Annotated in this window: 21 protein-coding genes and 1 tRNA gene; all 22 read right to left on the minus strand. The window is 60.5% G+C overall.

Going from position 1 to position 19,384, the window contains the following annotated elements; genetic code table 11:
- Positions 1–19: 19 nt before the first annotated feature.
- Entirely contained in the window at positions 20–2,104 is a 2,085-nt protein-coding gene (gene nuoL / locus O0882_RS00865) for an NADH-quinone oxidoreductase subunit L (protein ID WP_289944566.1), read from the minus strand.
- 46 nt (positions 2,105–2,150) lie between these two features.
- Positions 2,151–2,459: an NADH-quinone oxidoreductase subunit NuoK gene (gene nuoK / locus O0882_RS00870; RefSeq protein ID WP_010399724.1), complete on the minus strand. Its 309-nt coding sequence runs from the start codon at positions 2,457–2,459 to the stop codon at positions 2,151–2,153.
- Positions 2,456–3,088 carry an NADH-quinone oxidoreductase subunit J gene (locus O0882_RS00875; protein WP_071076364.1) on the minus strand — a complete coding sequence of 211 codons (633 nt, stop codon included), beginning with the start codon at positions 3,086–3,088 and terminating at the stop codon, positions 2,456–2,458. The genes nuoK and O0882_RS00875 overlap by 4 nt, the downstream gene beginning before the upstream one ends.
- Before the next feature lie 65 nt (positions 3,089–3,153).
- Positions 3,154–3,642 carry an NADH-quinone oxidoreductase subunit NuoI gene (gene nuoI, locus O0882_RS00880; RefSeq protein WP_010399726.1) on the minus strand — a complete coding sequence of 163 codons (489 nt, stop codon included), beginning with the start codon at positions 3,640–3,642 and terminating at the stop codon, positions 3,154–3,156.
- A 14-nt stretch (positions 3,643–3,656) separates the two neighbouring features.
- Positions 3,657–4,739 (minus strand): NADH-quinone oxidoreductase subunit NuoH, encoded by a 1,083-nt coding sequence (nuoH, locus tag O0882_RS00885; protein WP_071076363.1) that lies wholly within the window; start codon positions 4,737–4,739, stop codon positions 3,657–3,659.
- Positions 4,739–7,072 (minus strand): NADH-quinone oxidoreductase subunit NuoG, encoded by a 2,334-nt coding sequence (gene nuoG, locus O0882_RS00890; RefSeq protein ID WP_289944568.1) that lies wholly within the window; start codon positions 7,070–7,072, stop codon positions 4,739–4,741. The genes nuoH and nuoG overlap by 1 nt, the downstream gene beginning before the upstream one ends.
- 22 nt (positions 7,073–7,094) lie before the next feature.
- Positions 7,095–8,390, minus strand: coding sequence for an NADH-quinone oxidoreductase subunit NuoF (nuoF, locus tag O0882_RS00895; protein ID WP_289944569.1), 1,296 nt, complete (start codon positions 8,388–8,390; stop codon positions 7,095–7,097).
- A complete protein-coding gene (gene nuoE, locus O0882_RS00900) occupies positions 8,387–8,866 on the minus strand; it encodes an NADH-quinone oxidoreductase subunit NuoE (protein WP_289944571.1) in 480 nt (159 codons plus the stop codon). Before nuoE ends, nuoF begins: the two co-directional genes overlap by 4 nt.
- A 12-nt stretch (positions 8,867–8,878) precedes the next feature.
- A complete protein-coding gene (locus tag O0882_RS00905) occupies positions 8,879–10,132 on the minus strand; it encodes an NADH-quinone oxidoreductase subunit D (protein WP_141170145.1) in 1,254 nt (417 codons plus the stop codon).
- Positions 10,132–10,725 carry an NADH-quinone oxidoreductase subunit C gene (locus tag O0882_RS00910; protein ID WP_289944579.1) on the minus strand — a complete coding sequence of 198 codons (594 nt, stop codon included), beginning with the start codon at positions 10,723–10,725 and terminating at the stop codon, positions 10,132–10,134. Before O0882_RS00910 ends, O0882_RS00905 begins: the two co-directional genes overlap by 1 nt.
- A gap of 17 nt (positions 10,726–10,742) precedes the next feature.
- Positions 10,743–11,219, minus strand: coding sequence for an NADH-quinone oxidoreductase subunit B (locus O0882_RS00915; protein ID WP_010399733.1), 477 nt, complete (start codon positions 11,217–11,219; stop codon positions 10,743–10,745).
- Between the two features lie 3 nt (positions 11,220–11,222).
- Positions 11,223–11,582, minus strand: coding sequence for an NADH-quinone oxidoreductase subunit A (locus O0882_RS00920; protein WP_071076971.1), 360 nt, complete (start codon positions 11,580–11,582; stop codon positions 11,223–11,225).
- 177 nt (positions 11,583–11,759) lie between these two features.
- A tRNA-Leu gene (locus tag O0882_RS00925) sits at positions 11,760–11,844 on the minus strand.
- Positions 11,845–12,045: 201 nt separating this feature from the next.
- Entirely contained in the window at positions 12,046–12,450 is a 405-nt protein-coding gene (secG, locus tag O0882_RS00930; protein ID WP_071076357.1) for a preprotein translocase subunit SecG, read from the minus strand.
- A 28-nt stretch (positions 12,451–12,478) separates the two neighbouring features.
- Entirely contained in the window at positions 12,479–13,228 is a 750-nt protein-coding gene (gene tpiA, locus O0882_RS00935; RefSeq protein WP_289944582.1) for a triose-phosphate isomerase, read from the minus strand.
- Between the two features lie 72 nt (positions 13,229–13,300).
- Positions 13,301–14,281 carry an NAD(P)H-quinone oxidoreductase gene (locus O0882_RS00940; protein ID WP_289944584.1) on the minus strand — a complete coding sequence of 327 codons (981 nt, stop codon included), beginning with the start codon at positions 14,279–14,281 and terminating at the stop codon, positions 13,301–13,303.
- Positions 14,282–14,354: 73 nt separating this feature from the next.
- A complete protein-coding gene (locus O0882_RS00945; RefSeq protein ID WP_289944586.1) occupies positions 14,355–14,963 on the minus strand; it encodes a tetratricopeptide repeat protein in 609 nt (202 codons plus the stop codon).
- Positions 14,964–15,025: 62 nt separating this feature from the next.
- Positions 15,026–15,787: a DUF2807 domain-containing protein gene (locus O0882_RS00950; RefSeq protein WP_289944588.1), complete on the minus strand. Its 762-nt coding sequence runs from the start codon at positions 15,785–15,787 to the stop codon at positions 15,026–15,028.
- Between the two features lie 109 nt (positions 15,788–15,896).
- A complete protein-coding gene (locus O0882_RS00955; protein WP_289944589.1) occupies positions 15,897–16,106 on the minus strand; it encodes a hypothetical protein in 210 nt (69 codons plus the stop codon).
- A 155-nt stretch (positions 16,107–16,261) separates the two neighbouring features.
- Positions 16,262–18,208 (minus strand): methyl-accepting chemotaxis protein, encoded by a 1,947-nt coding sequence (locus O0882_RS00960; protein WP_289944592.1) that lies wholly within the window; start codon positions 18,206–18,208, stop codon positions 16,262–16,264.
- A 143-nt stretch (positions 18,209–18,351) separates the two neighbouring features.
- Positions 18,352–18,648 carry a hypothetical protein gene (locus O0882_RS00965; protein ID WP_289944593.1) on the minus strand — a complete coding sequence of 99 codons (297 nt, stop codon included), beginning with the start codon at positions 18,646–18,648 and terminating at the stop codon, positions 18,352–18,354.
- An 8-nt stretch (positions 18,649–18,656) separates the two neighbouring features.
- Positions 18,657–19,349 (minus strand): hypothetical protein, encoded by a 693-nt coding sequence (locus tag O0882_RS00970; RefSeq protein ID WP_289944595.1) that lies wholly within the window; start codon positions 19,347–19,349, stop codon positions 18,657–18,659.
- Between the last annotated feature and the right edge of the window lie 35 nt (positions 19,350–19,384).

The following is a 19,384-nucleotide window of genomic DNA, read 5'->3' on the forward strand; positions in this document are numbered from 1 at the left end:
ATTCTTTTATCAGGTCAGCTTACTTAGCGGGCCAGAATGGCAGGAAATAGATCAGGAAGCCCAGCACGCCCAGGATCATCACGAATGCATAGTGATAGATGTAGCCGGTCTGCAACACTCGCGACAGCGAGGACAGCCAGGCGACAACCTTGGCGCTGCCATTGACGACGAAACCGTCGATCAGCTTCTTGTCACCGAAGTTCCACAGGCCATTACCCAGCAAACGGGCACCGCCGGCGAACACGACTTCATTGAACTTGTCCATGTAGTACTTGTTGTCCAGCAGGGTGTGGATCGCGTGGAACTTGGCAAAGAACCAGGCCGGTACACGCGGGTTGACCATGTAGCAGTAGTAGGCTGCCACGACGCCGGACAATGCCAGCCAGAACGGTGCCGTCGACAGGCCGTGGATCGCCATCGCCATTGCGCCGTGGAATTCATGCGACAACTCTTCCATTGCTGGATGGTTTTCGCCGACGAAGATCACGCCCTTGAAGAAATCGCCATGCAGCATCGGGCCGATCGTCAGGTAACCGATCAGCAGCGACGGGATCGCCAGCATCACCAGCGGGAACCACACGACGAATGGGGATTCATGCGGCTTCTGGCCAGGTTCCAGACCGTGGTGCGCGTGGTCGTCTTCGTCTTCTTCATCGTGCGCGTCCGAATCATGCTTGGCCGCAGGCGCGTGATGGTCGTCATGGCCGTGCGCATGCGCCTGGCCGAAACGTTCCTTGCCGTGGAAGACGAGGAAATACATGCGGAACGAGTAGAAGGCGGTGACGAACACGCCAGCCAGCACGGCGAACTGGGCAAAGCCAGCGCCCCAGATGTGCGTCGCTTCGACGGCTTCGATGATGCTGTCTTTCGAGTAGAAACCGGAGAACAGCGGCGTGCCGATCAGGGCCAGCGAACCGACCAGGGAAGTGATCCAGGTGATAGGCATGTATTTGCGCAGGCCACCCATGTTGCGGATGTCCTGGTCATGGTGCATGCCGATGATGACGGAACCGGCGCCCAGGAACAGCAGTGCCTTGAAGAATGCGTGCGTCATCAGGTGGAACACGGCCACCGAGTATGCGGACGAACCGAGCGCCACGGTCATGTAGCCGAGCTGCGACAGGGTCGAGTAAGCGACGACGCGCTTGATGTCGTTCTGGATGATGCCCAGGAAACCCATGAACAGCGCCGTGATGGAACCGATCACCAGGATGAAGGACAGTGCCGTGTCGGACAGTTCGAACAGCGGCGACATGCGCGAGACCATGAAGATGCCGGCCGTCACCATCGTCGCGGCGTGAATCAGTGCCGAGATCGGGGTAGGACCTTCCATCGAGTCAGGCAGCCACACGTGCAGCGGGAACTGCGCCGATTTGCCCATCGCGCCGATGAACAGGCAGATGCAGGCAACGGTCAGCAGGGCCCAGTCGGTACCTGGCAGGGTCAGGACGGACAAGGCTTCCTTCTTGGCGAAGATTTCTTGGTAGTCCAGCGATTGACCATACGCCAGCAGCAGGCCGATGCCCAGGATGAAGCCGAAGTCGCCCACGCGGTTGACCAGGAACGCCTTCATGTTGGCCACGATGGCCGTCGGACGCTGGTACCAGAAACCGATCAGCAGGTAAGAGACCAGGCCTACGGCTTCCCAACCGAAGAACAGTTGCAGGAAGTTGTTGGCCATGACCAGCATCAGCATCGAGAACGTGAACAGCGAGATGTAGGCGAAGAAGCGGTTGTAGCCTTCGTCGTCCTTCATGTAGCCGATCGTGTAGATGTGCACCATCAGGGAGACGAAGGTGACCACGCACATCATCATCGCCGACAGCGAATCGATCTGGAAGCCCACTTCCATCTTCAGGGTGCCGATCGTCATCCAGTTATAGATCGTGCCATTGAATGTCGCGCCATCCATCACTGCCAGCAGTGTCTGCACGGACAGGATGAACGCTATCAGTACGCCCAGGATCGTCGCGGTATGCGACGTCTTGCGTCCGACCAAATTACCCAGGAACTGGGTGCCAAGCAAACCTGCAATCGCGGCACCGGCCAGCGGCGCCAGCGGTACGGCAAGAAGGAGGTTAGGGTTGAGGAGTTGCCCCGCCATGATGAACCTTAATCGTTATTATTCGAGAGATCGAGTCTGAAAAACATCAGCCTTTGAGGCTGTCCAGGTCTTCGACGTTGATGGTATCCAGATTACGGAACATCACCACCAGAATAGCCAGACCGATAGCCGACTCAGCGGCGGCAACCGTCAGGATGAAGAAAACGAAGATCTGACCGGCCGCGTCGCCCATGAAATGGGAGAACGCGATGAAATTCATATTCACCGCCAGCAGCATCAATTCGATTGCCATCAGCAATACGATGATGTTCTTGCGGTTCAGGAAAATACCGACGATCGAGATTGCGAACAGGATCGCGCCCAGGACCAGAAAATGTGTGAGCGATAATGTCATGGTGCCTCCTTAACTTCCGGCTCAGCCGCAGGACGCTCGACGACCGCGTCCATCTTGATGATCTTCAGGCGGTCGTTGCGCTTGACGCGCACCGCATCGCCCGGAGCAAAGTGCTTGGTGTCCTTGCGTTTGCGCAGGGTCAGTGCAACCGCGGCGACGATGGCCACCAGCAGCACGACGGCGGCGATCTCGAAGGCGAACACATATTCCGTGTAGATCAGCAGGCCCAGTTCCTTGGTGCCGCCCAGGTTGACGTTCACCGGAGCGATGCTAGGCGTAAAGTTGCGGAAACCGTGCCACAGGACGGCGGCCATTTCCAGCACGATGATCACGCCCACCGTCACCGACAGTGGCAGGTAGCCCCAGAAGCCTTCGCGCATGCGGTCGATATTGATATCGAGCATCATGACCACGAAGAGGAACAGCACCATCACGGCGCCGACATACACCAATACCAGCACGATGGCCAGGAATTCAGCTTGCAGCAGCATCCAGATGCCCGCTGCGGAAAAGAAGGACAGTACCAAAAACAGTACTGCGTGGACCGGATTACGGGCCGTGATGACGCGCGTCGCTGCCAGAATCAAGATCAGCGCGAAGGCGTAAAACAAAATTGTTTTAAAGTCCATAAAAAACCCAATAGACGTACAGATGAACGAGGGGCGCGCCGCAGCCATTGGCTACGGCGCATCCATCAGCGATAAGGTGCGTCGGCGGCGCGCGCAGCGGCGATGTCATTTTCATAACGATCACCCACGGCCAGCAACATCTCTTTCGTGTAATACAAATCCCCGCGTTTCTCGCCGTGGTATTCCAGGATTTGCGTCTCGACGATCGAATCGACCGGGCAGGACTCTTCGCAGAAACCGCAGAAGATGCACTTGGTCAAGTCAATATCGTAACGCGTGGTGCGGCGCGAACCGTCGTCACGCTGTTCCGATTCGATCGTGATGGCCATCGCCGGGCAAACCGCTTCGCACAGTTTGCAGGCGATGCAACGTTCCTCGCCGTTCGGGTAGCGGCGCAGCGCGTGCAAGCCACGGAAACGCGGCGAGATCGGTGTCTTCTCTTCCGGGAATTGCACCGTGATCTTGCGCGAAAACATGTACTTGCCTGTCAACGCCATGCCCTTGATCAGCTCGCCTAACAAGAGGCTGCTGAAGAAATCTTTTACCTTATCCATTCGTATGCACTCTCTTACTTCCAAATATTCCAGGATGTCTGCATCCAGGCAGCGACGAAGACCAGGTAGACCAGCGTCAACGGGATAAACACTTTCCAGCCGAGGCGCATGATCTGGTCATAACGGTAGCGTGGGAACGTACCGCGCACCCAGATGAACACCGAGACGATGAAGAAGGTCTTGGCGAACAGCCAGAAGAAGCCGCCGAAACCACCCCAGAACTCAAGGAAAGCAAATGGTGCGGACCAGCCACCGAGGAACATGATCGAAGCCAGCGCGCCGATCAGGATCATGTTGGCGTATTCGGCCAGCATGAACATGGCGTAGGCCATGCCCGAGTACTCGACCATGTGGCCGGCAACGATTTCCGACTCGCCTTCGACGACGTCGAACGGGTGACGGTTGGCTTCAGCCAGGCCCGACACCAGGTAGATGACGAACATCGGCAGCAGCGGCAGCCAGTTCCACGACAGGAAGTTCACGCCCTTGTCGGCGAAGAAGCCGATTTGCTGGCCGCCGACGATGTCGATGAAGTTCAGGCTGCCCGAGACCATCAGCACGATGACCATCACGAAGCCCATCGGGATTTCATACGAAATCATCTGTGCCGAAGCGCGCATGGCACCCATGAACGAGTACTTCGAGTTCGAGGCCCAGCCGGCGATGATGATGCCGTAGACTTCCATCGAGGTAATCGCCAGCAGCATCAGCAAGCCCGCGTTGACGTTGGCCAGCACGGCTTGCGGGCCGAATGGCACGACCGACCAGGCGGCCAGGGCCGGCATGATGGTCATGATCGGGCCGATCACGAACAGGCCCTTGGCGGCCTTGGACGGGATGATGATCTCTTTGAACAAGAGTTTCAGTGCATCGGCGATCGGCTGCAGCAAGCCCAATGGACCGACGCGGTTCGGGCCGACGCGGATCTGGATCCAGCCGATCAGCTTGCGTTCCCACAAGGTCAGGTAGGCAACCAGGCCCATCAGCGGCAACAGCACGCACAGGATCTTGATCAGGGTCCAGAAGAACGGCCAGGAGCCGCCCAGCAAATCCTGGCCGCTGCTGTTGATGACGTTTACAAATTCAGGCAGAGCCATCAGATTTTCCCCTCTGCTGTTTCAACTGTGATGTCACCGAACATGCCGCCCAGGCTAGCCGTCGAGGCATGCGCCGCCGACACTTTGACCACATTGGCTGGCAGGCCGGCATGGATTGCCGCCACCAGGATGGCGCTGCCGGAGCCTTGCGCCACTTTGACCTTGTCGCCCGCCTTGATGCCCAGCTTTTCAGCCAGCGCCAGGGACAGGTGCGCTTGCGGCGCGGCGCCATCGACCGTGCGCAGCAGCGGTTCGGAGCGGCGTACCAGCGCGTCGGCGAAGTAGATCGGCACGTCGGCGATGCGTTGCAACGCTGGCGAAGCCGGTGCATAGCTTGCCGCTTCCGGTGCGTTCTTGGCGCTGTTGTTCAGCTGTGCCGACAGATCGGTCACACCAAAGCCAAACGCTTCGTCGCGGATCGCTTCCGAGGTGTCGTAGTCGAAACCGGCCAGGCCCAGGATGTTGCCCAGGACGCGCAGCACTTTCCAGGCTGGACGGGTATCGGCCAGCGGTTTGACGGTGCCGTTGAAACTTTGCGCGCGGCCTTCGCAGTTGACGAAGGTACCCGAGGTTTCAGCGAACGGAGCGATCGGCAGCAAGACATCGGCGTAATCCATGCCGTGCTTGAAGGCCGACATCGCCACGACCATGTCGGCGCCATCCAGGGCGGCGCGGGCCGCTTGTGGATTGGCGGCATCGAGTTCCGGCTCGGCATGCAGCAGCACGTAAGCTTTCTTCGGTACGGCAAAGGCAGCTTGCACGTTGGCGCGCGGCTTGGCGACCAGGTGCGCGCCTACCGTGTTGGCCGCTTCCGTCAGGTAACCGAGCTTGGCGCCCGTCTGCTCGGCGATCCATTGCGCGGCAGCGTGCAATTGCGACGCTTGCGGGTGTTGCGTTGCCGCGTTACCCAGCAAAATCGCGCCATGGTCGCCGGCCATCAGGCTGGCGGCGATAGCCACAGCCACGTCCGAAGCGACAACTGCTTCAAAACCGGCTGGCGCGGCGATTTCTTTGGCTTTGGCAACAGCGACGAGCACTTCCGACAAGGCCGCCAGCCAATCGCCTGGTGCCACGATCATCTTGTTGGCGATGCTGATCAGTTGATCATCGTCGGACGCGTGCAGGATGGACAGCTTGGCGCCGCCCTTGACGGACGCGCGCAAACGCGTGGCCAGCAAGGGGTGATCCTTGCGCAGGAACGAGCCGATGACGAAGGCGCGCTTGATCTGGCCAAATTCGCTGATAGGCATGCCCAGCCATGGTTTCACACTGGCGTCGAGCGCGAAGTCGGTCTGGCGCAGGCGGAAGTCGACGTTCTCGGAACCGAGACCGTGGGCGACTTTTTGCAGCAGGACCAGCTCTTCGACCGTCGAATGCGGGGTGGCCAGCGCGGCGATGGCGTCAGCGCCATGCTCGTGCTTGATATTTTTCAAACCGTGCGCCACGTATTCCAGCGCGGTCTGCCAATCGACTTCTTTCCACTCGTTGCCTTGTTTCAGCATCGGGGAAGTCAGGCGTTCGGCACTGTCCAGCGCTTCGTACGAGAAACGGTCCTTGTCCGAGATCCAGCACTCGTTGACGGCTTCGTTTTCCAGCGGCAATACGCGTTTGACCTTGCCAGCTTTCACTTGCACGATCAGGTTCGCGCCCAGGCCGTCATGCGGGCTGACCGATTTGCGGCGCGACAATTCCCACGTACGGGCGCTGTAGCGGAACGGCTTCGAGGTCAGTGCGCCGACCGGGCACAGGTCGATCATGTTGCCCGACAGTTCGGAGTCGACCGTCTGGCCGACAAACGACACGATTTCCGAGTGTTCGCCGCGGCCGATCATGCCCAGCTCCATCACGCCGGCCACTTCCTGGCCAAAGCGTACGCAACGGGTGCACTGGATGCAGCGCGACATTTCCTGCATGGACACCAGCGGACCGGCTTCCTTCGGCTGCACCACGCGCTTGTCTTCCTTGTAGCGCGATTCGCTCTTGCCGTAGCCCACTGCCAAGTCTTGCAACTGGCATTCGCCGCCCTGATCGCAGATCGGGCAATCGAGCGGGTGGTTAATCAGCAAGAATTCCATCACCGACTTTTGCGCCTGCACAGCTTTATCGCTGGCGGAGCGCACGATCATGCCGGCACTGACCGGGGTCGCACAAGCGGGCAAAGGCTTCGGAGCCTTTTCCACTTCGACCAGGCACATGCGGCAGTTCGCTGCGATCGACAATTTCTTGTGATAGCAGAAGTGCGGAATGTAGGTTCCCAATTTGTTGGCGGCGTCCATCACCATGCTACCAGCAGGGACTTCGACTTTTTTGCCGTCTATTTCGATTTCAACCATGGTGATCGTTACCTGACGCAGCTTAGATATATGCGGGCACTAAGCAATGCTTGTGCTCGATATGATATTCAAATTCTTCACGGAAATTCTTAATGAAGGCCCGTACCGGCATGGCAGCCGCATCGCCCAGCGCGCAAATGGTGCGGCCCTGGATGTTGTCGGCGATCGAGTTGAGCATGTCCAGGTCGTCTGGACGACCCTGCCCCTGCTCGATGCGGTGCACCATGCGGTACATCCAGCCTGTGCCTTCACGGCAAGGCGTACACTGGCCGCACGATTCTTCAAAGTAGAAGTAGGACAGGCGCTCCAGCGCCTTCACCATGCAGCGTGTTTCGTCCATCACGATGACGGCGCCCGAACCCAACATCGAACCGGCTTTCGCGATCGAGTCGTAGTCCAGGTCGGTCTGCATCATGATGTCGCCGCGGATCACCGGCGCGGACGAGCCGCCAGGGATCACGGCCTTGATCTTTTTGCCACCGCGCATGCCACCTGCCAGTTCCAGCAGTTTGGCGAACGGCGTGCCGAGCGGCACTTCGTAGTTGCCCGGTTTTTCCACGTCGCCCGAGATCGAGAAGATCTTCGAACCGCCATTGTTCGGCTTGCCCATCGCCAGATATTTCTCTGGGCCGATGTTCAGCACGAATGGCACGGCCGCGAAGGTTTCCGTGTTGTTGATCGTCGTCGGCTTGCCGTACAGGCCAAACGAGGCAGGGAAAGGCGGCTTGAAGCGCGGCTGGCCTTTCTTGCCTTCCAGGGATTCCAGCAGGGCCGTTTCTTCGCCGCAGATGTAGGCGCCATAACCATGGTGCGCATGCAACTGGAACGAGAACTCGCTGCCCATGATCTTGTCGCCCAGGAAACCGGCGGCGCGCGCCTCGTCCAGCGCTTCTTCGAAACGGGCGTACTCGGCCCAGATTTCGCCGTGGATATAGTTGTAGCCGACGGTGATACCCATCGCATAAGCGCCAATGGCCATGCCTTCGATCAGCGCATGGGGATTGTAACGAATGATGTCGCGGTCCTTGAAAGTGCCCGGTTCGCCTTCATCTGTATTGCAGACGAGGTATTTTTGACCCGGGAACTGGCGCGGCATGAAGCTCCACTTCAAGCCGGTAGGAAAACCCGCGCCGCCACGGCCGCGCAAGGACGAAGCCTTGAGGTCGGCGATGATCTGTTCCGGCGTGATTTTCTCTTCCAGGATACGCCGCAGGGCGCTATAGCCGCCGCGGTTCACATAGTCTTGCAAATGCCAGTTCTTGCCATCCAGATCCTTCAGGATCAATGGATCGATATGGCGGTTGTGGAGTGACGTCATTTCTTGAGTTCCTCCAGCATGGCGTCGATTTTCTCGTTCGACATCCAGCTGCACATGGTTTTATTACTGACCAGCAAGACCGGCGCATCGCCGCAAGCACCCATGCACTCGCCTTCAACCAGGGTGAACTGGCCATCGGCGGTGGTTTCGCGGAAATCGATGCCCAGTTTCTGCTTCAGGTAGTCTGCAGCGCGCACGCCGCCCGACAGGGCGCATGGCAGGTTGGTGCACACGGTGATCTTGTGCTTGCCCACGGGCTTGACGTTGTACATATTGTAGAACGTGGCCACTTCCTGCACGGCAATCGCCGGCATACCGATGTAATCGGCCAGTTCCTTCATGGTGTCCGGCGCCAGCCAGCCCAGTTCATCCTGGGCATGGGCCAGCGCGGCCATCACGGCCGACTGACGCTGGTCGGCCGGGTACTTGGCCAGCTCGCGGTCAATTTTCTTATAGCATTGCTCTGATAACAACATACTTTTTGCCTCTTAGCGGTCAATACTGCCGAACACGATATCTTGCGTCCCGATGATGGTCACGGCGTCGGCAAGCATGTGCCCACGCGCCATCTCGTCGAGCGACTGCAAGTGAGCGTAGTCTGGCGCGCGCAGTTTCATGCGGTACGGCTTGTTGGCACCATCGGACACCAGGTACACGCCGAACTCGCCCTTCGGATGTTCCACGGCGCTGTAGGCCTCGCCTGGCGGCACGTGGAAACCTTCGGTAAACAGCTTGAAGTGGTGAATCAAGGATTCCATGTTGGTCTTCATGTCGACGCGGCCCGGAGGCGCCACCTTGCGGTTGCTGGTCATGACAGGACCTTCATTGTTGCGCAGCCACTCCACGCATTGCTTGATGATGCGGTTCGACTGGCGCAACTCTTCCACGCGGACCAGGTAGCGGTCGTAGCAATCGCCGTTGGTGCCGATAGGAATGTCGAAATCCATCAGGTCGTACACTTCGTACGGCTGCTTCTTGCGCAAGTCCCACTGCACGCCCGAGCCGCGCAGCATGGCGCCCGTAAAGCCCATGGCCAGCGCATCTTCCGGCGAGACGACGCCGATGCCGACGGTACGCTGTTTCCAGATACGGTTATCGGTCAGCAGCGTTTCGTACTCATCCACGGAATTCGGGAAACGGCGCGCGAAGTCTTCGATGAAGTCCAGCAGGGAACCCTGGCGGTTTTCATTCAGCCTGGAAATCGCCTTGGCGTTGCGGATGATCGAAGCCTTGTGCTGCGGCATCGAATCCGGCAAGTCGCGGTACACGCCACCCGGACGGTAGTAGGCCGCGTGCATGCGCGCGCCCGAGACTGCCTCGTAGGCGTCGAACAAATCTTCGCGGTCGCGGAAGCAATACAGGAACGGGCCCATGGCGCCGACGTCCAGCGCGTGGGTGCCGAGCCACATCAGATGATTCAGGATGCGCGTCATCTCGTCGAACATGACGCGAATGTATTGCGCGCGCAGCGGCACTTCCAGGCCCAGCATCTTTTCGATGGCCATCACGTACGCATGTTCATTGCACATCATCGACACATAGTCGAGACGGTCCATGTACGGCACGGATTGCAGATAGGTCTTTTGCTCGGCCAGCTTTTCGGTGGCGCGGTGCAGCAGGCCGATATGCGGGTCGGCACGCTGGATGACTTCGCCATCCATCTCCAGCACCAGGCGCAGCACACCGTGCGCGGCCGGATGCTGTGGCCCAAAGTTCAGGGTGTAGTTCTTAATCTCAGCCATTATTTCATCCCGTAATGTTCTTCGCGGATCACGCGCGGCACGTTTTCCCGCGGCTCGATCGTCACGGGCTGGTAAATCACGCGCTTTTGTTCCGGATCGTAACGCATCTCGACATAGCCGGAGACGGGGAAATCCTTGCGGAACGGATGGCCGATGAAACCATAGTCGGTCAGCAGGCGGCGCAAGTCGTTGTGGCCTTCGAAGAGGATACCCAGCAGGTCGAACGCTTCGCGCTCATACCAGTTGACGGCACGCCAGATGTTCACCACGGACGGCAGCAGCGGCATGTCATCGTTGGGCGCGAACACGCGCACGCGCACGCGCCAGTTGTGCTTGACCGACAGCAAGTGCGAGACGGCCGCGAAACGCAGGCCATCCCAGCTACCATCGCCATAGGTCGAGTAGTCGACACCGCACAGGTCGAGCAATTGCTCGAAATGCAGGGTCGGATCGTCGCGCAAGGTCTGCATCACGGCCAGGTAGTCCCCGGCCTTGACGACCAGGGTGACTTCGCCCAGCGCAACCGTGGTGCTAACGCGATCGCCCAGGGCAGTGCCGAGGGCGTTTTGCAATACTTCTAAATGTGTTGTCATAATCTGAAGCGGCCCGGTTAGCGTGCGATCGTGCTGGTACGCTTGATCTTGTTCTGCAACTGCATGATGCCGTACAGCAAGGCTTCAGCGGTCGGAGGACAGCCAGGCACATACACGTCGACGGGCACGATGCGGTCGCAACCGCGCACCACGGAATAGGAGTAATGGTAGTACCCGCCGCCATTGGCGCAGGAACCCATCGAGATGACCCAGCGTGGCTCTGCCATCTGGTCGTAGACCTTGCGCAAGGCCGGCGCCATCTTGTTGCACAGGGTGCCGGCAACGATCATGACGTCGGACTGACGCGGCGACGGACGAAACACGACGCCGAAACGGTCCATATCGTAGCGGGCTGCGCCCACATGCATCATTTCGACCGCACAGCAGGCCAGACCGAACGTCATCGGGAACATAGACCCGGTGCGCGCCCAGTTGATCAGCTTGTCGGCCGAGGTGGTGATGAAACCTTCGCTTAATACGCCTTCAATAGCCATGGCTTATTCCCAGTCAAGGGCACCTTTCTTCCAAATGTACCAAAATCCGACCACGAATTCAGCGATGAACACCATCATCGTGACGAAACCGGCCCAGCCCAGGTCGCGCATTGCAACGCCCCATGGGAAAAAGAATGCCGTTTCCAGATCGAACAAAATAAACAGGATTGCGACCAGATAGTAGCGCACATCAAATTTCATGCGCGCGTCTTCGAATGCTTCAAAGCCACATTCGTACGGGGAGAGTTTTGCTGCGTCAGGCTTGTGAGGGCCTAACAGGCGCCCCAGGAGCTGGGGAGCGATACCGACACCAAGGCCGATAATAATGAACAGCAGGACGGGGAAGTAATTTTCGAGGTTCACGATTGATAAGCTTATATTGAACGATCGGTTAAATGAGGACGCTGCGATCATTTGCAGCGTATCTAACGCACGACCCCAATCAAAGCTAAGACCAGGATCGAACGACACATCCTCGTAAAAAAAGCCAGCAACTTTGTACGAGCCATGGCTCGTGCGCCGTTGCTGGCTTCTGATTTCTGGTGCCGACGACGAGACTCGAACTCGTACAGCTTGCGCCACTACCCCCTCAAGATAGCGTGTCTACCAATTTCACCACGTCGGCGGTAAGGCCCGTATTCTACTCTGCTTTGCCGCTAAAGTTAATGCACAAATGCATCAAAACACAGATAAAAACGATAAATTTTTACATCTTCCAGCGCGTCACGATTTTTTCCTGCCGCGCTGCCAAAACATTGAGCAATAATCTGCCCGTAATGAGAATTAATCTCGATGAGGTATCGAGATACTACTCAGTGACACTGAATTACTTCGGAATCGCGCCTGCCGGGGTGCTGGCAACAGGGGCTGCCGCCGCTGGGGCGCTGGCCGCTGGAGCCGCAGCAGGTACCGCCGTCGGGATCGCACCCGCGCCGGTGACTGGCACTGGCTTGACGACTTTATCCATCACGCCGCCGCCCACCGTGGTGGCACGCTGGTTGGCCATCAGCGACAGGGCCAGGGTGGCGCCGAAGAAGATCGCAGCGGCAACGCCCGTCGATTTCGACATGAAGTTCGACGAACCCGTCGCACCGAACAGGCTGCCCGAGGCACCCGAACCAAACGCGGCACCCATGTCGGCGCCCTTGCCGTGCTGCAGCAACACCAGCGCGATAATCGACAATGCCGAAATAACCTGTACTACCACTACCAGATTGAACATCATGTTCATTGCAATTCCATTCTTAGTTTAAATTAATTCAATCAGCGGCGTGAATAATCGCCAGGAAATCCGCCGCCTTCAATGCCGCCCCACCGATCAGACCGCCATCGATATCCGGCATCGCCATCAATTCTTTTGCGTTCTCCGGCTTCATGCTGCCGCCGTACAGGATCTGCACGCCGGCGGCCGCTACCGCATTCTTTGTCGCCAGTTGCGCGCGCAACACCAGGTGCACGTCCTGCGCCATTTGCGGCGTGGCTGTCTTGCCCGTGCCGATGGCCCAGACCGGCTCATAGGCCAGCACCAGTTTCGCCACATCGTCGGCGGAAATCGCCGCCAGCACGGCACCCAGTTGCTGCGCCACGACCGCGTCGGTCTGACCCGCTTCGCGCTGCGCCAGCGTCTCGCCGATGCAGACGATAGGCGTAATGCCCGCCGCCAGCGCGGCAACCGTCTTGGCCGCCACCTGCGCATCGCTCTCGCCGTGGTAGGCGCGGCGCTCGGAATGCCCGATCACCACATAGCCGCAGCCGAAATCCTGCAGCATGGCGACCGAGATTTCTCCCGTGTAGGCACCGCTGGCGTGCGCGGAAACATCTTGCGCACCCCAGCCGAGAGGCGAGCCTGCCAATTGCGCCTGGCACTGCGCCAGATATGGCGCGGGCACACAGACGGCGCTGGCGGCGCCAGAGGCAGCCAGGCCAGCAACTATTTCAGACAATAACACCGCGTTCGAGGTGCGACTGCCGTTCATTTTCCAATTTCCGACGACGAGTTTGCGACGCATAGTAGCCTAAATTTTAATAACCCGTCATTCTAACCCCGGCACCGATGCCGGTCAAACTGGCAGCCCCCCGTTTCAGGCAACTTGCAACATGATCTTGCCCACGTGCGTGCTCGCTTCCATCAAGGCATGCGCCTCGTTCGCCTTCTCCAACGGGAAAGTCTGATAGATGACGGGCTTGATCTTGCCCGCCTCGATCAGCGGCCAGACGGTCGTGCGCAAGTGGTTCGCAATGGCAGCCTTGAAGGCGACAGGGCGCGGACGCAGGGTGGAACCGCTGACACTCAGGCGGCGGCGCAGCACTTGCCCCAGGTCCAGGGTGGCCTTGGTGCCGCCTTGCACGGCGATCAGGCCGATGCGGCCGTCGTCGGCCAGGCAATCGATCTCGCGCGGCAGATAGTCGCCGCCCACCATGTCGAGGATGACGTCGACGCCTTTGCCATCAGTCAATTCCTTGACGACGGCAACGAAATCTTCCGTGCGGTAATTGATGCCCCGTTCGGCGCCCAGCGCCTCGCAGGCGCGCGCCTTTTCATCGCTGCCGGCCGTGGCGAACACGCGGTGACCGAGCGCAGCGGCCAATTGAATGGCCGCCACGCCGATGCCGGACGTGCCGCCCTGCACCAGCAACGTTTCGCCTTCAAGCAGCGCGCAGCGGTCGAACACATTGCTCCAGACGGTAAAGAAGTTTTCCGGCAGCGATGCGCCTTCCAGCGCCGTCAAGCCTTTGGGCAAGGGCAGGCACTGGCCGGCGGGCGCAGCGCAGTATTCGGCATAGCCACCACCCTGCACCAGCGCGCAGACCAGGTCGCCCTTCTTGAATGTCGTGTTGGTGAAATCGCCATCGACGACTTCGCCCGCCACTTCCAGGCCCGGCAAGTCGGACGCGCCGGCGGGCGGCGCATACTTGCCCAGGCGCTGCAGCACGTCAGGGCGGTTGATGCCGGCCGCGTGCACCTTGATCAGCAACTCACCCGCCTTATATTGCGGCATGGGACGTTCGGCGATCTGCAAAACGTCGGCGGGACCTGGCTGGCTGATGGCAACTGCACGCATGGCGGGACTCTTTCAAGGGAAAACGGCGATTGTACGCCAAGCCGCCAGCCCTTGCAGACCGCCACCTCACCCGTCAGGCACCACCCGTCTTCGACTGGCGCGGCAGTGGCGTGCCGGGCTTCCATTTGGCCGACAGGGCTTGCCCTTCCTCGACTTGCTCATGCGTCATCTTGCGCACGACGGCGGCGCGCTGGTCGGCCGCATTCGCGTTGCCATTCGCGGCCGCCAGGTTCCACAGCATGTAGGCGATGACGTTGTCTTGCGGCACGCCACCCATGTGATAGCGGTACATCAGGCCCAGCACCTGCTGCGCCTCCGCATGGTTCTGCTCGGCCGCCTTGCGGAACCAGCCGACGGCCTGCTTGTGATCCTGCAGCACGGCGTTGCCCGTGTAATACATGGCGCCCACCACGTACTGGGCATCAGCCTTGCCCTGCTCGGCCGCCTTGCGGTGCCAGAACATGGCTTGCTTGTAATCCTGCGGCAAGCCCCGTCCCATGTAATACATCAAGCCCAGCAAATGCTGGGCATCGGCGCTACCGGTCTTGGCCAGTGGCAGGATTTCCTTGTAGGCGAGCGCGTAATTCTTGTTGTTGTAGGCGCTGGCCCCTTCGGCGAAGCCAGCCCGCGCGGGTAGCTGTATCGTCAACAGCATGAGTAATGTAATGATCAGTTTTTTCATCGGAATGGGATGTGGTCTGACTACTTATTCTTGTCCTGCAGAAGGCCTGCGGCAGGATGCATTTACTTCCAGCTAACTTTGCCCAGGCCCTCGACGCTGACATCGCGGTTGGCCGGCTTGCCGTACACCACCACCGAACCGAGTCCACTCAGGTTCAGCTTGGCATTTGTATGGGCATTCACCGTGGCATTGCCGAGGCCGCTCAATTCCAGGCTGACGGCGTCCGCTTCGAATTGCTGCGCATTCAGGCTGCCCAGGCCGCCCAGGCTGGCTTTCAGGATGCGCCCGCGTCCGCCCAGCACCACCGAGCCGGCGCCCTGCAAGTCCAACTCGGCCCGCTCATTGTTGCCGATCCAGAGCTGCATGCTGCCCACGCCGCCCAGGCTGGCATTGAGCTTGCGGTAGTCGCCCACCAGCTTGATGCTGCCCGCCCCTTCCAGCGACAGGGTCAGCTCCTCGCCCTTGAAACCCGTGATGTCCGTGCTGCCAAAGCCTTCCGAGCTCAATTCGCGCAAGTTCGGCAAGACCAGGTCGGCGCGGATCGACGAAGGGCCGAGCTTGAAGCCGCGCACTTCCGTCTCGATGTGCAGGGTGTCGCCGCTTTGCGCCGTACTGACATCGGCGATGTAGCGCTTGTCGGCCGTGATGCTCAAGGACGCCACGTTGCCCTGGCGAATGCGCACTTCCATCACACCATCGAGCTTGACGCGTACCACGCGGGCGTCGATGTTGCGCATTTCCAGCAAGCGGGTCTCGGCAGCCACGCCGCGCACCAGGCCAAAAGTCGCCAGGAATAGCAGCGCCAGTTGCAGTATCTTTTTCATGTAGTGCATCCTCGGTATCTTGTTTTTATGTGTCGCGGCGCCCTCATGGGGCTCCCGCGCATTGCCACTGGCTGCCACTGTAGCAGCAGCAAAAATTGCTGACAATCAATTATGCGAAACGGGCTTTTTCGGTAGCGCTCAGGCGCTTGGCCTTGACTACCACCACGTGCATGGCAGCCTTGCCCGCGGGCGCGGCCACGGTGGCCGTGGAGCTGGCCACTTGCAGGGCCGGGGCGGCCGGGGCGATGGCGTAGCAGCTGGCGCCGAGCAAGATGGCGGCGGTAACGGCAATGACTTCCATGTTTTTAGCGACGTTCATGTTGGTACTCCTCGGGTATCTGGCAGTGGGCTTGCGGTATGGTGTCACTATAGCCATACCGCCCCCGGCCAACACGCCGATTGCGACGAACTGCGCTTTTGGCAGGCTGGCCTGACAAAAACGCGGATGAACGCGCAGATCGCTACGCTTGCAACTTAAAACTCTTCCCACTCGTCGGCGCCGGACTTGGCCGCCTTGACGGGCTTGGCCGCCGACAACGCACGGGCCGGCGCACGTGGTACGGATGCGGCCGGCTTCGCCTTGAGGCGCGTCACGGGTGCGGATGCTGCGGCAGGGCCCGCATCACCGAGGCGGAACATGCCGACGGCCTGTGCCAGGTCCACGGCCTGCTCCTGCAGGCTTTCCGCGGCAGCGGCGGCCTGCTCGACGAGGGCCGCGTTTTGCTGCGTCATGGTATCCATGTGCGTGACGGCCGTATTGATCTCGCCGATGCCGGCGCTCTGTTCGCGGCTGGCCACCGTGATCTCGCTCATGATGGTCGTCAATTGCTGCACCGAGGCCACCACCTGGTCCATGGTCTGGCCCGCCTCATTGACGAGGCGCCCGCCCGCATCGACTTTTTCCACCGAGTCGCCGATCAGCTCCTTGATTTCCTTCGCCGCGCCAGCGGAGCGTTGCGCCAGGTTGCGCACTTCCGACGCCACCACGGCAAAGCCCCTGCCCTGCTCGCCCGCGCGCGCCGCCTCGACGGCCGCGTTCAAGGCCAGGATATTCGTCTGGAAAGCGATGCCGTCGATGACGCCGATGATGTCGACGATCTTGCGCGAGCTTTCCTGGATGCCGGCCATGGTGCCCACCACCTGCTGCACCACGCGGCCGCCCTTGGCCGCCACTTCCGAGGCGGACATGGCCAGCTCGTTGGCCGCATGCGCGTTTTCCGCATTCTGTTTGACGGTCGAGGTCAGTTCATCCATCGAACTGGCTGTTTCTTCCAGCGCGCCCGCCTGCGCTTCCGTGCGCGAGGACAGGTCGGCGTTGCCAGCGGCAATATCGGCCGACTCGCTGCGCACCAGGGTGCTGATGCTGCGGATCTGCACCAGCACGGTGGCGATCTTTTCGACGAACAAGTTGAAGGCCTTGGCGATCTGCGCCAGTTCGTCCGTGCCTTGCGCGTCGAGGCGGCTGGTCAGGTCGCCGTCGCCCGTGGCGATCGCTTCCATTGCATCGCGCACCAGGCCCAGGCGGCGCAGGGCGCGCGCCACCAGCGCGCTCAATACTGCGGCGGCCAGGACCAGCACCAGCAAGGCCGTCAGGGCCGAGGCACGCAGCATGGAGCTCAGTGCTTGCGTCGCTTCCGCGCGGTCGAGCACGGTCGCCAGCAGCCAGTCGCTGCCCGGCACTTTACTCACATGCAAGATGCCGTTACGCTCGCCGAGGCGAATGGCGGCGCCGTCGCCGCTCTTTTCAATATCGGCCAGCGCCTGCGCGCTCAGGCCCGGGTCCAGCTCGGCCAGCGGTTTCAGGGTCAGCTTGCCGTCAGGATGGGCGATGATCTTGCCGCCGCCATCGACGAGAAAGCCGTAGCTGGACGCCGTCGGCTTGATCGAGGCGACGTTTTGCACCACCGCATCCATCATCACGTCGGCCGCCATCACGCCCGTCACGCTGCCCTTGCCGCCCAGCGGCTCGGCAAACGTCACCACCAGCTTGCCCGTGCTGGCACCGATATACGGCGCCGTGATGACGGGGCCGCCAGTTTCGGACGCCAGCTTGTACCAGGGCCGTGCCGTGGGATCGTAGTCGGCGGCGCGCTGACGCTCCTGCGAAAAGACGGCATGCTTGTCGGCAAAGCCGATATACGCCATGTCGAACGTGCCCGCCTGCTCGGCCGCCTTCAGGGCCGGCAGCGGATCGGCCGCCGTGGCGCCCTGCTTGAGCGAAGCGACGACAGCCTGCTTGGAACGCAGCCATTCGGCGATGGCCGCCGCATGGCTGTGCGACAACTGCAGCATCTGCGTGTCGAGCGCGGCCAGGGTGCTGGAGCGCGTGGTGAAGAAATTGGCGATGGCCACGGCCAGCATGGCCAGCACGACGATGGAAACGGCGATGGCGATCAGCCGCGCCTTAAGGGAGGACAACATGGTGCATCCAATAAAAAAGGGGAAATCGGGAGGGATGCGCCATGGTCCGGGAATAAGATTTTGTCGTCAAGCAATACCGACTCTCAATTACCCAGAAACAACAATTGATACCTTATATTAACTTCACATTGACGATACATTAACTATATCTCGCCCCGCAGCTTGCGCAAGGCGGGCGATTCGCCGCCCGTGGCCTCGATGCGGAAGCGGGCAAATGCCTGTTCCAGCTCGGGGTACTGGCGCAAACCGCCTTCCGTAAAATAACGCCCGCCGGGGATATCACCCCATGGCAGGGGTGCGCTCAAGGCGCCGCTGCCAGCCAGGGCCAGCAGCGGCTCGACCGCGCTGCGCAAGTCGGCCACCTCCCCATCGACGAGCGCCAGGCGCGCCAGCAACTGTTCCAGTTCGGCAGTACAGGCTTGCAGGCGCGACTGATCCATGTTCACTCCTAATTCTTGATGGTGCCCACCAGCACGGGCGCCGACCACAGCTTGCGATTGGGCAACAGGTATTGCAAGGCACCTCCCTTGCGCCGCACCAGGCCGCCCAGCTCTTCGGTCGGCGCCACCGAGCTGACAAACACCGTCACGGCCCCGTTAGGCGTGACCATATACACATCATACAGCGGCGCTTCGCTCCTGAGCGGCAAGCCGAAGCAGTCTGCCAGCGAGTCACACTCGTCGCTGCCTTGCAACTGCCCGATAGTGGTGAAGTATGGCGAATACGGCGAGACGCTCTGTCCGTGCGGCACTACTTTGTAGAGCGGAATATCGATCAGCCCGACGGTCGGCAACTTATTGCCGGACGCCAGCTGTTCGAGGGCCCGCGCATAGATGGTATCGGCCGGCGCGGCGGGATCGGCGGCGCGCAGCTGGGCCAGGAATTGCTGCCCGTCCTCACCCTCCAGCCAGCCGTCGATCACCGGGCGCTGCAAGCCCGCCGTCTTGAACGTGCTGAGGTCATTGATTTCGCGTGCATGCACGGCGCGCAAGGCGTCGATATCCTGCGCCGGCATGGCCGTGGATGCGGCGGCGATGGGAATGGGCAGCGGCACCAGCATGGGCGCGTTGTCCAGCTGGGCCCGGACGCCGGGCGCGACGGCAAGCAGAAAGGCGGCGGCCAGCCCGCAGAATGTGCGCATGCTGCATCTCCTTGGAAGACTCGTTCAGGGGAAGA

Origin of the sequence: Janthinobacterium sp. SUN073 (assembly GCF_030397665.1) — a bacterium.
In the GTDB taxonomy this organism is placed as follows: Bacteria; Pseudomonadota; Gammaproteobacteria; order Burkholderiales; family Burkholderiaceae_D; genus Janthinobacterium.

What these genes read in the sequence shown, in the direction of transcription:
- nuoL (WP_289944566.1), bottom strand. Translation starts at nt 2,104, where the DNA reads ATGGCGGGGCAACTCCTCAACCCTAACCTCCTTCTTGCCGTACCGCTG.
- nuoK (WP_010399724.1), bottom strand. Translation starts at nt 2,459, where the DNA reads ATGACATTATCGCTCACACATTTTCTGGTCCTGGGCGCGATCCTGTTC.
- O0882_RS00875 (WP_071076364.1), bottom strand. Translation starts at nt 3,088, where the DNA reads ATGGACTTTAAAACAATTTTGTTTTACGCCTTCGCGCTGATCTTGATT.
- nuoI (WP_010399726.1), bottom strand. Translation starts at nt 3,642, where the DNA reads ATGGATAAGGTAAAAGATTTCTTCAGCAGCCTCTTGTTAGGCGAGCTG.
- nuoH (WP_071076363.1), bottom strand. Translation starts at nt 4,739, where the DNA reads ATGGCTCTGCCTGAATTTGTAAACGTCATCAACAGCAGCGGCCAGGAT.
- nuoG (WP_289944568.1), bottom strand. Translation starts at nt 7,072, where the DNA reads ATGGTTGAAATCGAAATAGACGGCAAAAAAGTCGAAGTCCCTGCTGGT.
- nuoF (WP_289944569.1), bottom strand. Translation starts at nt 8,390, where the DNA reads ATGACGTCACTCCACAACCGCCATATCGATCCATTGATCCTGAAGGAT.
- nuoE (WP_289944571.1), bottom strand. Translation starts at nt 8,866, where the DNA reads ATGTTGTTATCAGAGCAATGCTATAAGAAAATTGACCGCGAGCTGGCC.
- O0882_RS00905 (WP_141170145.1), bottom strand. Translation starts at nt 10,132, where the DNA reads ATGGCTGAGATTAAGAACTACACCCTGAACTTTGGGCCACAGCATCCG.
- O0882_RS00910 (WP_289944579.1), bottom strand. Translation starts at nt 10,725, where the DNA reads ATGACAACACATTTAGAAGTATTGCAAAACGCCCTCGGCACTGCCCTG.
- O0882_RS00915 (WP_010399733.1), bottom strand. Translation starts at nt 11,219, where the DNA reads ATGGCTATTGAAGGCGTATTAAGCGAAGGTTTCATCACCACCTCGGCC.
- secG (WP_071076357.1), bottom strand. Translation starts at nt 12,450, where the DNA reads ATGAACATGATGTTCAATCTGGTAGTGGTAGTACAGGTTATTTCGGCA.
- tpiA (WP_289944582.1), bottom strand. Translation starts at nt 13,228, where the DNA reads ATGCGTCGCAAACTCGTCGTCGGAAATTGGAAAATGAACGGCAGTCGC.
- O0882_RS00940 (WP_289944584.1), bottom strand. Translation starts at nt 14,281, where the DNA reads ATGCGTGCAGTTGCCATCAGCCAGCCAGGTCCCGCCGACGTTTTGCAG.
- O0882_RS00945 (WP_289944586.1), bottom strand. Translation starts at nt 14,963, where the DNA reads ATGAAAAAACTGATCATTACATTACTCATGCTGTTGACGATACAGCTA.
- O0882_RS00950 (WP_289944588.1), bottom strand. Translation starts at nt 15,787, where the DNA reads ATGAAAAAGATACTGCAACTGGCGCTGCTATTCCTGGCGACTTTTGGC.
- O0882_RS00955 (WP_289944589.1), bottom strand. Translation starts at nt 16,106, where the DNA reads ATGAACGTCGCTAAAAACATGGAAGTCATTGCCGTTACCGCCGCCATC.
- O0882_RS00960 (WP_289944592.1), bottom strand. Translation starts at nt 18,208, where the DNA reads ATGTTGTCCTCCCTTAAGGCGCGGCTGATCGCCATCGCCGTTTCCATC.
- O0882_RS00965 (WP_289944593.1), bottom strand. Translation starts at nt 18,648, where the DNA reads ATGGATCAGTCGCGCCTGCAAGCCTGTACTGCCGAACTGGAACAGTTG.
- O0882_RS00970 (WP_289944595.1), bottom strand. Translation starts at nt 19,349, where the DNA reads ATGCGCACATTCTGCGGGCTGGCCGCCGCCTTTCTGCTTGCCGTCGCG.